This window comes from Gordonia sp. KTR9 (assembly GCF_000143885.2).
GTDB lineage: Bacteria > Actinomycetota > Actinomycetes > Mycobacteriales > Mycobacteriaceae > Gordonia.
Genome location: NC_018581.1, coordinates 5,293,481 through 5,308,137, shown reverse-complemented (window position 1 = coordinate 5,308,137; position 14,657 = coordinate 5,293,481). Strand labels below are relative to the sequence as shown.

Sequence of the window (14,657 nt, the reverse complement as noted above, 5' to 3'; positions counted from 1 at the left end):
CCCGGCCGGGCGACCATGCTCGGCTCACCTGTGATGGTCGCCGACCGCATGTAGCGTGGATCCCGTGCCACGCGCGACGTCCGCAGACAGCGAACCCATGAGGGCTCACCGGTATGACTGAGCCACCCCTGACGGGCCCGACCTTCGAGTGCCCCGCCGGGACGATCATGGCTCGCGTGGACGGACAGGTCCTCCGCGCCACGGGTATTCGCTACGCGCATGCGGCGCGCTTCGAGCAACCGTCCCCGCAACCACCGGCCGCCGCGCCGATCGACGCGACGTCGTGGTCTCCGGCATGCCCGCAGCGCGACGGCGAGGGGATCGTCCACAACACCTTCGGCGACGCCGCGTTGGGCGAGATGGTCGGCGATGAGCACGCGCAGTACGTGTCGGTCACGGTGCCGGTGGATCGGGGACCTGACGAGCTGCTCCCGGTGATGGTCTGGATACACGGCGGGTCCTACATCATCGGCGCCGCCGACGCTCCCTGCCACGACCCGGCGGCGCTGGTCGCCGAGCAGCGGGTGATCGTGGTGTCGGTGACCTATCGCCTCGGCCTGTTCGGCTTCCTCGGCGACGGCGTCACGCGCCCTGCGAATCTCGGCGTGCTCGACATGATCGAGGCGCTGCGTTGGGTGCAGCGGAACATCTCGTCGTTCGGCGGAAATCCCGACGCGGTCACCGTGTTCGGCGAATCGGCGGGCGGGGACGCGATCGCGCAGCTGATGGCGGCCGACGGTGTGCCGGGTCTGTTCCACCGCGCCATCATCCAGAGCGCGCCGCTCGGCATCACCCGCCGGCGCGAGCGGTTGCATGCCGACATGTTCGCAGCGTCGCACACGGTGTCGGAATCCGCCACGGTCGAGGAGGTCCTAGCCGTTCAGGATTCGATGATGGCTCCGAAAGCGATTTTGCGACACGGACTACCGGCGTTCATGTCCTTCGGGCCGCAGTACGGTCATCATCCGCTGCCGTCTGAGAGCGAGGTGGACGCGGTGTGGGCGGAGCGTGCCCGGGATGTCGAGGTCTTGATCGGTTGGAACAGCCGTGAGGCCGGGTTCTTCACCGCTGCCATCGGTGGGGTGTCGTCGTTGCCCGCGGTGCCGGTGGTCGGTTCCCGCCTGTACGAGTGCCTCGTTCATCGACTGACGAGTGCCATCTACACGTCTGCGGCCGATCGCTTCGCTCGGCGACACCGGCGGGCCGGTGGTGAGGCCGCCCAGTACGTCATCGACTGGGGAGCCGACGATCACCCGCTCCGCGCGGTGCACACCGTCGACATCCCGTTGCTGTTCGGAAGTCCGGAGATCTGGGCAGGGGCTCCCATCCTGGCCGGACATGACGCCGACCGGGCTGAGCGAGACGGTCGGCAGCTCCGCCGGATCTGGGCCGATTTCGCCCGGAACGGGTGGACCTCACCGGGCGACGTGCCCGGTCTGATCCGGTTCCCGTGACCTGCGGCATCTCGGAGCGACGTCGTCAACACCACCGACACCCCGGCGACCGGGAGTTCTTCACCCTCCTGGGTTTCGAGATCATCGGCCGGCCGGTTCGATCCTCGCTCACCCCCTGGTGACCGGCACGAGTAGCCGGGACGGGGCGTCCGGTCCCCAGTGCACGGTGGCCCGCCCACGGGAACCGCTTTCATAAGCCGCGGGTGCATTGCCGGTGAGCGGGTTTCGCGGCCACAACCAACGGCCGGCGATGACCAACCGTAATTGTTCGCCGTGCCGGAATGCAGTGGCGGACGGGCCGAGCGGGACGTCGACCTGCACGATCTCGCCCGGCTCGAGGGGTTGGCGGCGTTCGTAGGTGGGGACGGGTGCGTGGGGCGTGGACAGGGCGGGGTCGAGCTCGCGCAGGGAAGCGCGCAGCCAGCCGGTGGTGATCCGGTCACGGCCGAAGCCGTAGGAACCCTCGAACGGAACGTACTCTGTGCCACGCCACTTCTCGAGTCCGACGAACAGGTCGACGTCGTCGGCGTCGGTGACGGAGACGAACAGGCGCAGCGCCGCCGGCCCGCAGATCTCGGTGTCGGCGCCGAACGTGATACCGAAGCGCACAGCGGTTTTTGCTGGATCGAAGGAGATCGAACCGGCGTCGGGCTCATCGGATGTGAGCCCTTCGGAGCCGACGAACAGCGAGGTCCACTGCGTCGAGGCCGGCGGCCACCGGCTCTCGTCGCGGACGTCGACCACCGCGTCCCGGCTCTCGCGCACCTCGAGTCGGACCGCCGGCAATTGCGGCGCGGTGGAGTCCTCTCCCAGATGTCGTGCGAGGAAGTCGATCTGGGCTCGCTGCGATTCCGCGGAGTAGAACGTCGCCCACTTGCCGCCGCGGTGGGTGTAGAGATGCTTCTCGATCGACGAGATCTTCTCGAAGCCGCGCATCGATCCGCGGCTGTGCAGGTTGTTGTCGGAGAAGCTACCGCAGACCAGGGCGGGTACCTCGATGGCGGCGAGGTCGGGCACGAGCGAACGCCAGTAGTCGTCACGCAGGGGATGTTCGGCGGTCTCGGTGCTGATGTCGTACGCGAGACGGTTGGTCTTCACCCCCCGACTCCACATCTTGATGAAGCCTGTTTCCCGGATGCCGCCGGGGCGCATCAGATCCCGGTACGCGTCGGTGAAGCCCTCCCAGGGCACGATCGCGACGAGATGTGGTGGTCGGGTCGCTGCCGCTTCCCACTGGGTGATCGCCAGGTAGGAGACACCCAGCATGGCGACCCGCCCGGCGCTCCACGGCTGCACGGCCGCCCACTCGACCAGGTCGTGGACGTCCTCGCCCTCTTGACCGGCAAAGCGGCTGCCGATGCCGTCAGAGTGGCCGCAGCCACGCAGATCCGCGTTCACGACGACGTAGCCCTGCGCGGTCCAGAACGCCGGATCGGGGGACTCCCAACTGGTCAGCGAGGAGAAGCGCACGGGCGCGGTCTGTCGCAGGGCGCGGTACTGGAACGGCAGGGTGTAACCCGTGCCGAACCGCTTCGGGGTCGGAAGATTGTCCTTGCCGTACGGGTGAGCACTGAGAATCACCGGAAACGGGCCGTCGCCCACGGGACGGTGGACGTTGACCCGCAGGACGGTGCCGTCGCGAGTGAGCACCTCGGAGTCCCGCTCGATGACCATCGAGTCCGGATCGGGCGTGTACACCTCGACCGGCGGACGGAGGGCTCCTCGAATACGCGTCAACGCGTACCGCGCCGCACCGGGGCGGCGCCATGGGCGGTCGAGCGCGGCGGCATCCGACGGTGTGTGAGGCAAGAACGGCGGTGTCGGGACCATGGATTCTCCTGGCATTCTCTGCGCGCGAAACGTCCCTCACCGTACGGGGGTTTCGGTTGCCGGGGGCGGGTCCGCGCAGAGGGGATCGGGTCCTGGTGTATGTCCTACCCGCATGCGAACATGTGTTCTATGCACATCGAGCGTCGGGAGCGGCGAGACGCGTCGATCCTGCACGCCGATCTCGACTCGTTCTACGCGTCGGTCGAGCAGCGGGACGACCCGGCACTGCGGGGGCGACCCGTCCTCGTCGGCGGGGGAGTCGTCCTCGCGGCGAGCTATGAGGCCAAGGCGCGCGGCGTGCGATCGCCGATGCCCGGCCACGAGGCGCGCGCACTGTGCCCCGACGCAGTGGTGGTGTCCCCGCGATTCGAGGCCTACATGGAGGCCAGTCGCGAGGTCTTCGACATCTTCCACGACACGACTCCGGTGGTGGAGGGGATCTCGGTCGACGAGGCATTCCTCGATGTCGGCGGTCTCGGTCGCATCAGCGGAACGCCGCACGAGGTGGCGGCGACGATCCGGCGGCGCGTCCGGGAGGAGGTGGGACTGCCGATCACGGTCGGCGGTGCGCGCAGCAAGTTCCTCGCCAAGGTCGCCAGCGCCGTCGGCAAGCCCGACGGCCTCCTCATCGTCGAACCGGGTACCGAGCTCGACTTCCTGCATCCGCTCCCGGTCCGCCGGCTGTGGGGCGTCGGACCGGTCACCGAGGCCAAACTGCACGATGCGGGCGTCGAGACGGTGGGTCAACTGGCCGCCCTCGGGGAGCGATCGTTGCGCGGCATCGTCGGTTCAGGTTCCGGTAGACACCTCTTCGCGTTGTCGCTCGCGCAAGACCCGCGGCGGGTCGAGACCGGCAAGAGGCGCAGCTCGATCGGTTCGCAGCGCGCGCTCGGCCGGCGCCCGAAATCCGAGGCCGACCTCGAGGCGACGATCACCGCGATCGTCGAGCGGCTGGGCAAACGACTCCGAACGGCCGAGCGGGTCTGCCGGACGGTGGTGCTGCGGTTGCGCTTCGACGACTTCACCCGGGCCACCCGGTCCCGCACGTTGCTCGAGTCCACCGACCGCACCGACCTCATCATGGCGTCGGCGCGCGGTCTCCTCGCCGATGCCATGCCGATCATCCGCGACCGGGGGTGCACCCTCGTCGGACTGTCGCTGACCAACCTGGACGACCACGACAACATCCAGTTGACCCTGCCCTTCGACACCGACCACGCCGAAGAGCTCGACGCGACGATGGATCTGCTGAAGGAGCGGTTCGGTCGCGACTCCGTCACCCGCGCGGTGCTCATCGGACGGACCCACGGCGACGACGCACCGATGTTGCCCGACTGACGAATTTCCCGGAAATCCCGCGGGTGCGCGAAAAGCGCAAAACGATACTTATGCGCTCAAGCGTGACTGTGATGCCGGTAACGCCAACACTTCTGATGTGACCACCGATGTGGTCGTCCTCACATCCGCTTGAAGAATCGAGTAAGACAATGTTGGTAGCACTCGGCCTCGGGATGGTCGCCACCTTCATGGTGCTGATCATCACCAAGCGGGCGACGCCCGTGGTGGCGCTGATCCTCGTCCCCGTCGCCTTCGGCCTCTTCGCCGGTGCCGGCCTCGGCATCAGCGACATGATCACCGACGGCATCAAAGACCTCGCCCCGACGGCCGCGATGCTGTTCTTCGCGATCATCTTCTTCGGGATCATGATCGACGTCGGCCTCTTCGACCCGGTGGTCCGGGCGGTCGTCCGCGCCGTGCACGACGACCCGGCGCGTCTGGTGGTCGGCACCGCGGTGCTCGCCGGTGTCGTATCCCTCGACGGCGACGGTTCGACGACCTTCATCATCACGACGGCCGCACTGCTGCCGCTGTACCTCAAGCTCGGTGTCAGCCCGGTCGTCCTCACCGTCGTGGCCGGACTCACCAACGGCACGATGAACATCCTCCCGTGGGGCGGACCCACCGCCCGCGCCGCGAGTGCGCTGAACATCGACACCAACGACGTCTTCGTCCCGATGGTCCCCGCGCTGGTGGCCGCTCTGGTCGTCGTGCTGCTCTTCGCCTATCACCTCGGTGTGCTGGAACGCCGCCGCATCGGCAAGCTGCAGATCAGGGACTCGATCCTCGCACCGAAGGAGGAGGTGCTCGTCGCCGCCGGCGGTGGGACCGGCTTGCCGCCCCGGAGTCGTCGTGCACGCGGTTCGGGTTCGGCCGGGACCGGCTCAGCCGCTTACGACGACGCCCCCACCGGCGATCGCGACCTGAGCGCCACCGTCGCGAACCCGAGTGACGACGACCGCGATGCGTCCTTCTCGGGCGTCCTCGATCCCAACCGGGAAACCCTGCGCCCCAAGCTCTTCTGGGTGAACGCGGGCCTCACCGTGGCTCTGCTGGCCATCCTCGGCGCCGACATCATCGCCATCCCCGTGCTGTTCATGATCTTCGCCGGGATCGCCCTGGCCATCAACTTCCCGCACGTCAAGCAGCAGCAGGAGGCCATCACCCGGCACAGTTCCAGCATCGTGTCGGTGGTCGCCATGGTCCTCGCCGCCGCCGTGCTCACCGGGGTCTTCAACGGCACCGGAATGGTCGACGCCATCGCGCACTGGCTCGCCGACGGCATCCCCGACTGGATGGGCCCCCACATGGCCATCGTGATCGGCGTGCTCTCGATCCCGCTCACCTTCCTGATGAGCAACGACGCCTTCTACTACGGAGTGCTGCCGGTGCTGTCGGAGACCGCGACCCGCTACGGCATCGACCCCACGGAGATGGCTCGCGCCTCGATCACCGGCCAGACCGTGCACATGCAGAGCCCGCTCGTCCCGGCCATCCTGCTGCTGGTCGCGCTGGCCGGGGTCTCCCTTGCCGACCACCACAAGAAGGTCCTGTGGCGCGCCACGGTCGTCTCCCTGGTGATGCTCGCAGTCGGCGTCCTGGTCGGGGCCATCCCGTTCTGATCGACGTCGCGGCGACGCCGGTCCCTCTCGAAGCCGACGCGGCGATCCGTTCCCCACGGATCGCCGCGCCGGCACGGCACTAGGCTGACGTCATGCGTTTGCGGACGCAGGTGCTGCTCCTGCAGCTGGCGGTGATCGCCGTCAGCCTCGTCGTCGGGTTCGGTCTGGTCATCGCCGGCGCCGACGACCGCGTGCGGGAGGAATACGCACAGCGGGCTCTCGCGATCGCCCAGTCGGTCGCCGCCGATGCCGAGGTCCGCAGCGAGGTGGCCGCCCATCCGGGCACCCGAGTGAAGGCGTCCGACCTGCTCGACGGCCCGCTCCAGCGTCAGGCCGCGGCTGTGCGGGCGCGCACCGGAGCCCTGTTCGTCGTCATCGGCAACGATCGCGGCATTCGTCTCGCTCACCCGGAGGCGTCGGAGCTCGCCAGGATGGTGTCCACCGACCCGTCGAAGGTGCTGTCCGGGTCGGACGACGTCACCACCGACCGGGGCACGCTCGGGGAATCGGTACGGGCGAAGGTTCCGGTCCTGAGCGCGGACGGCACGGTGGTCGGGTTCATCAGCGTCGGCGTCTCCACCGAACGGCTGGCGTCGGAGACCCGCAGCGACATCATCGCGACCTCGCTCCTCGCGCTCACGGCACTGGGCATCGGCGCGGTGGGCTCGGCGCTGCTGGCTCGCCGCTGGCGTCGGCTCACGCTCGGATTGGAGTCCGACGAACTGGCCGAACTCGTCCGGGAACAGGGTGCGGTGCTGCACTCGATGGCCGACGGCGTGCTCGCCGTCGACGCCGACGGCATCGTCCGCGTCGTCAACGACAGGGCGCGTGCACTGCTCGCCGTCGACGCACCCGTCGGCACGCCGGCCGCCGACCTCGGCCTCAGCCCGCGGGTGGCCGCCGTCCTGGCCACGCCGACCGCCGAGCCACTCGCCGCGAGTGTCGGTGAGCGGGTCGTCTTGGTGAGCTCGCATCGGGTGCGCGCCGACGGCCGCGATCTCGGCATGGTCCTGTCGGTGATCGACCGCACCGACGTCGAGGCGCTGAGCCGCGAGGTGGACTCGATCCGATCGATGAGCACCGCCCTACGCGCGCAGCGTCACGAGACGGCCAACCGGATGCACGTGCTCGCCGGCCTCCTCCGGCACGGACACGCCGACGAAGCGCTGGCCTACCTGGACGAGGTCACCGGCACCGGACCGGGCGGAGCGCTCCTCACCGGACTCGACAATGTGCGCGAGCCGCATCTGCACGCATTTCTCGATGCGAAGGCGGCCCAGGCACGGGAGCGCCGCGTCGTGTTGCGACTGGGCGACCAGACCTGGCTCCAGGGTGCGCTCACCGAACCCGTCGTCGTCACCACCGTGCTCGGCAACCTCGTCGACAACGCCATCGATGCCGCCGGCTCGGGCGATGGCACGGGAGCCGAATCCGGCACGGGGGAGACCGGGGAGGTCGAGGTCGAGGTGATCGCCGACGACGACACCATCCTGGTCACCGTCGGGGACTCGGGTCCGGGCATCTCCTTCGACGATCCCGACGACGTCTTCGCCGAGGGCGCCACGACGAAGTCGGGCGCGCACGTGCCCGGCGGCCGCGGCATGGGCCTCGCTCTGGCCCGGCAGATCGCGCGTCGAATCGGTGGGGACGTCTGGGTCGCCGACGCGGGTGGGCAGGCTCCCGGCGAGCAAGAACTCGGCGGAGCCGTGTTCGTCGCCCGCCTGCCGGGGGTGCTCGCGCCGACGGAGGGCACCGAGAGCAGCAACGCCGGGGAACTCGGCGACACCGACGAGCCGGGAGGCCACTGATGACCGACGACCTCGGCGTCCTGATAGTCGACGACGACTTCCGGGTCGCCGCACTGCATTCCACGATCGTCGATGCCGTGCGGGGGTTCACCGTCCGTGCGCGTGCGGGGAGCATCGGTGCCGCGCGGCAGGCGGTGGCCGAGCACCCCGACATCGACCTAGCGCTGCTGGACGTCTACCTGCCGGACGGCTCAGGCATCGATCTGGTCGCCGAACTCGACTGCGACTGCTTCATCGTCGGCGCCGAGACCGATGCATCGGCGGTGCGTGCCGCGATGCGTGCCGGTGCGCTCGCCTACCTGATCAAGCCTTTCGACGACGCCGACCTCGCACGTCGGCTGGCCGGTTACGCCCAGTACCGGCGGGTGCTGGCGGGCGAGAACGTCGACCAGCATGCCGTCGACGCCGCCCTCTCGGCACTGCGCTTCGGTACTCGCGCCGCGGACCGGGCAGAGGGTGGGTCACCGACCGAACAGCGCATCCTGGCACTGTTCACCGCCGGTACGCCGCTGTTCGCCGACGACGTCTCCCGCGAGATCGGTGTCGCGGCACCGACCGCGCGCCGGCACCTCGCGAACCTCGTCGCCGCCGGCCGCCTCAAAATGTCGCTGCAATACGGCACCACCGGCCGGCCGCGGCAGGAGTATCGGCTGCCCGAGGCGTGAGTCCGGGATCGCCCGGCACCGGTCGCCGACGCCTGCCGAGGATTAGAGTGGTGACCCATGACGACGCGTGTTGAACCCGGCGCCGGGAGCGGAGCGAGCGGGCCGAGTGTTGCGGGTGCGGGCAGTCCGGATCTGATCACGGTGGATGTGCCGACGCATTGGTACAACCTCGCCGCCGAGCTCGACTCCCCGATCCCGCCGCACCTGCATCCCGGCACCAGGGAGCCGGTCGGCCCGGACGATCTCGCCGCACTGTTCCCGAGTGGGCTCATCGCGCAGGAGGTGTCCACCGAGCCCTACATCGAGATCCCGGATCCGGTACGCGAGATCTACCGCATGTGGCGGCCGTCGCCGTTGATCCGCGCGCGCCGTTTCGAACAGGCGCTGAACACCAAGGCGCGGATCTACGTGAAATACGAGGGCGTGAGTCCGGTCGGCAGTCACAAGACCAATTCCGCTGTCGCGCAGGCTTACTACAACAGCATCGATGGTGTCACCAAACTGACCACGGAGACCGGGGCCGGGCAATGGGGCAGCGCGCTCGCATTCGCCGGCGCGCAGTTCGGTATCGACGTCGAGGTGTGGCAGGTGCGTGCGTCGTACAGCTCGAAGCCGTACCGCGGGTTCCTGATCCGCACCTACGGCGGCACCATCCACCCGAGTCCCTCGGAGCTGACCGAGTCGGGCCGTGCGATGCTCGCCAAGGACCCCGACACCACCGGGAGCCTGGGCATGGCGGTCAGCGAGGCCGTCGAGGTCGCCGCCGCCGATCCCGATACCCGGTACGCACTGGGCAGCGTGCTCAATCACGTGGTCCTGCACCAGAGCGTCATCGGGCAGGAGGCCGTCGAGCAGCTGAACGCAGTGGAGCCCGGCGGTGCCGACATCGTGTTCGGTTGCGCCGGAGGCGGTTCGAATCTGGCCGGGTTGTCGTTCCCGTTCCTGCGGGAGAAGCTGCACGGTCGCTCGGACCCGCGGGTCGTCGCCGCGGAGCCCGCCGCGTGCCCGTCGATCACGCAGGGGGAGTACCGCTACGATCACGGTGACGTCGCCGGACTCACGCCGCTGCTCAAGATGCACACTCTCGGAATGGATTTCGTGCCCGATCCGATCCACGCCGGTGGTCTGCGCTACCACGGCATGGCACCGGCGTTGAGCCACACGGTGGAGCTCGGTCTGGTCCAGGGCGTCGCCATCTCCCAGCATGATGCGTTCGCCGCGGGCGTGCAGTTCGCCCGGACCCAGGGCATCGTCCCGGCCCCTGAATCGACCCACGCGATCGCGGCCTGCGCCGCGCACGTCGCCGACAGCGACAAGGAGGAGGTCGTGGTGATCGGATTGTCGGGCCACGGCCAACTCGATCTGCCGGCCTACGCCGAGTTCCTCGAGGGCAACTTCTGAATCGAACCCGCACAGTGTTGCCGGCGATGCGGACCGTCGGTGTCGACCTGTCCGCATCGCCGGTGAAAACAGCTGTGGCATGCGTGGATTGGCGTGCTGACCGGGCGGAGCTGACCGAGCTCGTCGTCGGCGCGGACGACGCCGCCATCCGGCGGCTGGCCGACGGTGCCACCCGGATCGGGATCGACTCTCCCTTCGGCTGGCCCGACGAGTTCGTCGACTTCGTCGTCGCGCACCACCGCAACGAGCTGCCGAGGGGCCGCGAACTCGACGACATCACTCGTCGACGACCACTTGCGCTGCGTTGCACCGATCTCCGGATCGTCGAAACCGGAGTGGGCCGCCCGCTCAGTGTGTCAGCCGACCAGATCGCGCACGTCGCGTTCCGATGCGCGGGGTTGCTCGCGGACCTGGGCGTCGACGACCGCGTCGACGGATGGGCGGTCGAGGCGTACCCCGCGGGGGCGCTCAAGCGGTGGGGACTGACCTCGCGCGGATACAAGCGTGCCGCGAACGTGCCGGTTCTCGCCGCACTGGCCGACGCTCTGCAAGCGGCTGCGCCATGGCTGGATCTCGGCGATCACGCCGAGACGATGGCGCGTGACGACGACGCGTTCGACGCCGTGATCACCGCGCTGATCGCGCGCGCCGCGCAGCTCGGCCGGACCACGTCGCCCGACACGGCCGATCGGCCGGTCGCCACCCGCGAGGGATGGATCCACGTACCCACCGGCGAACTGGCGGAACTGATCTGATCTGTATTGCGCGGGCGCGACGCGAGCACGCTCAGACCAGTGCCAGGCGCATGAGCACACGCGGGAACCCGGCGAGGACCGACGAGGTGTCGGCGGCCTTGACGAATCCGGCCTTCTCGAACAGGCCGCGGGTCCCGACGTAGGCCATCGTCAGATCGACCTTGGCGCCCTTGTTGTCCACGGGGTAACCCTCGATCGCCGGCGCACCGTTCGACCGCGCGTAGTCGACGGCCCCGGCGAGGAGCGCATGCGAGATCCCCTGCTTGCGATGACCGGGACGGACGCGGATGCACCAGACCGACCACACCGGGAGGTCGTCCACATGGGGGATTCGCCGGTTCCGCGCGAAGCTCGTGTCCGCGCGCGGCGACACGGCCGCCCAGCCGACGACCTCACCCGCGTCGTCGTAGGCGAGCACGCCCAGCGGAATGCCGCTGTCGCACAGCTCTTTCACGAACTCGCCACGCTGTTCGCGGACCAGCTCCTGGTTCTGCTTGCTCGGTATGCGGTAACTCAGACACCAGCAGACGTTCGAGGTCGGCTTCTTCGGGCCGACCATCGTCGCGATGTCGTCGAAGATCACCGCGGGACGGACCTCGATGGGCATGTCCCCCAGCATCGCCGCTGCGGTCCGAGACAGCAAGGGGGACACATCCGGCCGCCGTGGTGATCGGATGTCCTGGCTCCTGGCTCCTGGCTCCTGGCTCCCGGATCAGGGAGCCGGGCTCGCGGGCCCCGATCCGAACACGGTGCGGTACCAGATGGCGGTGAGGATCTCGATGGCCGTGTCGTCGTCGGGGACGGGACCGGCTGCGTCGTTGCGGACCGCGAGCCAGGTCCAGCAGTTGGATTCGAGGGTTGCGACCAATGCGGACGCCAGCGGTTCGAGCGGCAGCCCCACGGCGTAGCCCGCGCGTTCGGCCGCGTGCAGCCCGGACAGCACCTGCTTGATCCCGGACACGCGGTTGGCGTGCCATCGAGCGCGGAAGTCGTCGTCGAGCATCGACATCTGGAACAGGCCGATGATCTCGGGCAGGTACTTCTTGTAGGTCGTCCAGTAGGCCGTCACGGCCGCGCGGACACCCGCCTCCGGGTCGGTGTGCCTCGTCGCGAGCGACTGTTCCACCACTTCTTCGGAGAACCGGTCCAGCAACGCTTCGAGCAACCGGTCCTTGCTGTCGTAGTAGTTGTAGAACGAACCCGTCGAGCGGCCCGCAGCTGCCGAGATGTCGGCGATCTTGGTGTTCAGATAGCCCTTCTCGGCGAATGTCCGACGCGCCGCGTCGAGAAAAGCGGCCTCGGTCTGGCGTCCCTTGTTCGTCGGCGGCACCGTGAGCTCCTTCCACGCACCGATCACTCATCGAACCACGTGATCGTCGAGCCGGTGCACGTGGATCGAGACTGAGTGTGACCCTTGTCATCTCCTGAACCTGAATCTAGCATCAGAAAATCGCAGAGAACAGGAGTTCGGCATGGAATCGTTCATCCAGCACCGCTCAGGGCGCACGCCTCGGCAGGTGCACCGAGATGTCGGCGACCTGAAGGACGATGAGCTCGGGCGGTACGGATTCACCGGTCGCACCGCCCATCTGTACCGACGCAACGATCCGACACAGTTCCGGGCGGTGGGCACCCATACGGGGGTCGATCGGATCGTCACCGATCTCACGCCCACCGACCAGACCGATCCCGCGGGCGAACCCCTCGTGATGTTCCACAACGAGGACTGCCGCATCTCCTTGAGCCGTCGAATCGAGACCGCTCCCTTCTGGTCTCGTCCGGTCGACGGCGACGAACTCGTCTTCGTCCACGAGGGTGCCGGTTACTTCGAGACCGAGTTCGGCCGATTGCCCTATCGCCCCGGCGATTACGTGTACATCCCGAAGGGGTGTACGCATCGCCATGTACCGGACGGTCCGTCGCTGCTGCTCATCATCGAGGCGGTCGACGAGTTCCGGGTTCCCGAGCCCGGAGTGCTCGGCAGGTTCTTTCCCTTCGATTCGTCGCTCGTCGTCGTTCCCGAGGCGGAGGCGTTCGATGGTGACGGCCGAGACGAGTACGAGGTGCGGTTCCGGCAGCGCGACGGGCAGACGTCGTTGTTCTACCCGTTCCATCCGCTCGACGTAGAAGGCTGGCGCGGAGACAATTTCCCCTTCGCGTTCAACATCGAGGACTACGACGTCATCACGTCCGAGACCGTGCACCTGCCGCCGACGGTCCACCTGTTCATGCAGGCGACCGGGGTGTACGTGATGAATTTCCTCCCGCGCCCGGCCGAGGCACGCAAGGGCGCCGAACGTCTGCCCTGGTATCACCGCAACACCGATTTCGACGAGATCGCATTCTTCCACGGCGGCAGCATGTTCGGGGTCGGCATGCCGCCGGGGTTGATCTCCCACGCACCCCAGGGCATGCATCACGGCATTCCCGAGCGGGCACGGGAACGGTCCCGTCGCAAGTTCGACGAGTTCGATCGAGTGGAATGGCAGGTGATCTCGATCGACACGCGTCGTCGGCTCGTCGCCGCACCGGCGATGCTCGAATCGGACCTGTCCGACGCCGCGCCGGCCGACGGAGAGTCGCGAGTATGACCGCCACGACCGATCCGGCTCGTCACGACTACGACCGCATTCCCTATCTCGTTGTCTTCGACGACCTCTCGGCCTACCAGGACACCTACGGCGGGGTCACCGAGAGCGTCGTTCTCGAGAGCTACCTGCTGCGGCCCAGGGGCGTGCCGTCGAAGAACGTCATCGTCTTCATGCATCCGATCGGAGGCGGTGCGTACCTGCCGATGACCAACGCGCTCGCTCGCGCCGGTCACCATGTCATCTACTGCAACAGCCGGTATCGCGGCGTCGACAGTGCGTTGATCATGGAGAAGGTCGTGCAGGATCTCGGTGCGTGCGTGAAGGATGCACGCGAACGTCTGGGCTACGAGAAGGTGATCCTCGCCGGTTGGAGCGGCGGGGGTGCCCTCTCGCTGTACTACCAGCAGCAGGCGCAGCACGCGACCGTCACCGCGACCCCCGCCGGTGAACCACCCGACCTGACAGCCCTCGACCTGCCCGCCGCGGACGGCATGATGCTGCTCGCCGCGCACGTGTCGCGACACGGGACACTGACCGAGTGGATGGACCCGTCGATCCTCGACGAGTCCGATCCCGATCGCCGCGATCCGGAGCTGGATCTCTACAACCCGTCGAACCCCAACCAGCCGCCGTACTCCGCGGACTTCCTCGACCGGTACCGCGCGGCGCAGATCGACCGGAACAGACGGATCACCGCATGGGTCAAGGAACGACTCGACGAGCTGCGCCGGCGCGGTGAGCCGTTGCTGGAGCACGGATTCGTCGTCCACGGGACGATGGCCGATCCGCGTTGGCTGGACCTCACCGTCGACCCCAGCGATCGCTCACCCGGTTGTTATCTGGGAGATCCACGGATCGTCAACATGGGTCCGGTCGGGCTTGCCCGGTTCACCACCCTGCGTAGCTGGCTGTCCCAGTGGAGCTTCGACGAGGCGAACGGAGACGGCCCGCGGTGCGCCGCCGATCTCGCGGTTCCGGCCCTGGTCATCGGCAACTCCGCGGACAACGCGTGCACGCCGAGCCACACGCACCGCCTCTTCGACGCGGTGGGTCATCCCGACAAGACCCTGCACACGATCACCGGAGCGACCCACTACTACTCGGGGCGTGACCAGATCCCGCGCCTGAAGGAAGCGGTCGGGACGATCACCGAGTGGATGGCCGAACGGGGATGGGCCGACTGAGTCCTTGGG

At 68.2% G+C, this 14,657-nt stretch carries 12 protein-coding genes; 9 read left to right on the top strand and 3 right to left on the bottom strand.

Annotation, left to right across the window (positions count from 1 at the left end; translation table 11 throughout):
• Window positions 1–113 precede the first annotated feature (113 nt).
• A complete protein-coding gene (locus KTR9_RS24490) occupies window positions 114–1,454 on the top strand; it encodes a carboxylesterase family protein (RefSeq protein WP_014928625.1) in 1,341 nt (446 codons plus the stop codon).
• Between the two features lie 108 nt (window positions 1,455–1,562).
• Here the strand turns inward: KTR9_RS24490 and KTR9_RS24485 are convergent, their stop codons facing one another.
• Window positions 1,563–3,284 (bottom strand): CocE/NonD family hydrolase, encoded by a 1,722-nt coding sequence (locus KTR9_RS24485; protein ID WP_044507425.1) that lies wholly within the window; start codon window positions 3,282–3,284, stop codon window positions 1,563–1,565.
• Window positions 3,285–3,413: 129 nt separating this feature from the next.
• Here KTR9_RS24485 and dinB point away from each other — a divergent pair, with 129 nt between their 5' ends.
• From dinB to KTR9_RS24455, 6 genes are all read left to right on the top strand, one after another.
• Window positions 3,414–4,622, top strand: coding sequence for a DNA polymerase IV (gene dinB, locus KTR9_RS24480; protein WP_044507423.1), 1,209 nt, complete (start codon window positions 3,414–3,416; stop codon window positions 4,620–4,622).
• A 149-nt stretch (window positions 4,623–4,771) separates the two neighbouring features.
• Entirely contained in the window at window positions 4,772–6,244 is a 1,473-nt protein-coding gene (locus KTR9_RS24475; RefSeq protein ID WP_014928622.1) for a CitMHS family transporter, read from the top strand.
• Between the two features lie 92 nt (window positions 6,245–6,336).
• Window positions 6,337–8,052, top strand: a complete 1,716-nt coding sequence (locus KTR9_RS24470; RefSeq protein ID WP_014928621.1) for a sensor histidine kinase — start codon at window positions 6,337–6,339, stop codon at window positions 8,050–8,052.
• Window positions 8,052–8,717: a response regulator gene (locus tag KTR9_RS24465; RefSeq protein ID WP_010843893.1), complete on the top strand. Its 666-nt coding sequence runs from the start codon at window positions 8,052–8,054 to the stop codon at window positions 8,715–8,717. Before KTR9_RS24470 ends, KTR9_RS24465 begins: the two co-directional genes overlap by 1 nt.
• Window positions 8,718–8,774: 57 nt before the next feature.
• Window positions 8,775–10,118: a TrpB-like pyridoxal phosphate-dependent enzyme gene (locus KTR9_RS24460; RefSeq protein ID WP_044507421.1), complete on the top strand. Its 1,344-nt coding sequence runs from the start codon at window positions 8,775–8,777 to the stop codon at window positions 10,116–10,118.
• Between the two features lie 26 nt (window positions 10,119–10,144).
• Window positions 10,145–10,873 (top strand): DUF429 domain-containing protein, encoded by a 729-nt coding sequence (locus KTR9_RS24455; RefSeq protein ID WP_044507419.1) that lies wholly within the window; start codon window positions 10,145–10,147, stop codon window positions 10,871–10,873.
• Window positions 10,874–10,904: 31 nt separating this feature from the next.
• Here KTR9_RS24455 and KTR9_RS24450 read toward each other — a convergent pair whose 3' ends face one another.
• Both KTR9_RS24450 and KTR9_RS24445 read right to left on the bottom strand, forming a co-directional pair.
• Window positions 10,905–11,480, bottom strand: a complete 576-nt coding sequence (locus KTR9_RS24450; RefSeq protein WP_010843896.1) for a GNAT family N-acetyltransferase — start codon at window positions 11,478–11,480, stop codon at window positions 10,905–10,907.
• Between the two features lie 105 nt (window positions 11,481–11,585).
• Window positions 11,586–12,203, bottom strand: coding sequence for a TetR/AcrR family transcriptional regulator (locus KTR9_RS24445; protein WP_014928618.1), 618 nt, complete (start codon window positions 12,201–12,203; stop codon window positions 11,586–11,588).
• 142 nt (window positions 12,204–12,345) lie between these two features.
• Between KTR9_RS24445 and KTR9_RS24440 the strand changes: the two genes are divergently transcribed.
• Together KTR9_RS24440 and KTR9_RS24435 are read left to right on the top strand one after the other, a co-directional pair.
• Entirely contained in the window at window positions 12,346–13,464 is a 1,119-nt protein-coding gene (locus KTR9_RS24440; RefSeq protein WP_014928617.1) for a homogentisate 1,2-dioxygenase, read from the top strand.
• Window positions 13,461–14,648: an alpha/beta hydrolase gene (locus KTR9_RS24435; RefSeq protein WP_014928616.1), complete on the top strand. Its 1,188-nt coding sequence runs from the start codon at window positions 13,461–13,463 to the stop codon at window positions 14,646–14,648. Before KTR9_RS24440 ends, KTR9_RS24435 begins: the two co-directional genes overlap by 4 nt.
• Window positions 14,649–14,657: the final 9 nt, after the last annotated feature.

Coding starts and splice junctions, on each gene's coding strand:
- KTR9_RS24490 (WP_014928625.1), top strand. CDS start 114: ATGACTGAGCCACCCCTGACGGGCCCGACCTTCGAGTGCCCCGCCGGG.
- KTR9_RS24485 (WP_044507425.1), bottom strand. CDS start 3,284: ATGGTCCCGACACCGCCGTTCTTGCCTCACACACCGTCGGATGCCGCC.
- dinB (WP_044507423.1), top strand. CDS start 3,414: ATGCACATCGAGCGTCGGGAGCGGCGAGACGCGTCGATCCTGCACGCC.
- KTR9_RS24475 (WP_014928622.1), top strand. CDS start 4,772: ATGTTGGTAGCACTCGGCCTCGGGATGGTCGCCACCTTCATGGTGCTG.
- KTR9_RS24470 (WP_014928621.1), top strand. CDS start 6,337: ATGCGTTTGCGGACGCAGGTGCTGCTCCTGCAGCTGGCGGTGATCGCC.
- KTR9_RS24465 (WP_010843893.1), top strand. CDS start 8,052: ATGACCGACGACCTCGGCGTCCTGATAGTCGACGACGACTTCCGGGTC.
- KTR9_RS24460 (WP_044507421.1), top strand. CDS start 8,775: ATGACGACGCGTGTTGAACCCGGCGCCGGGAGCGGAGCGAGCGGGCCG.
- KTR9_RS24455 (WP_044507419.1), top strand. CDS start 10,145: ATGCGGACCGTCGGTGTCGACCTGTCCGCATCGCCGGTGAAAACAGCT.
- KTR9_RS24450 (WP_010843896.1), bottom strand. CDS start 11,480: ATGCCCATCGAGGTCCGTCCCGCGGTGATCTTCGACGACATCGCGACG.
- KTR9_RS24440 (WP_014928617.1), top strand. CDS start 12,346: ATGGAATCGTTCATCCAGCACCGCTCAGGGCGCACGCCTCGGCAGGTG.
- KTR9_RS24435 (WP_014928616.1), top strand. CDS start 13,461: ATGACCGCCACGACCGATCCGGCTCGTCACGACTACGACCGCATTCCC.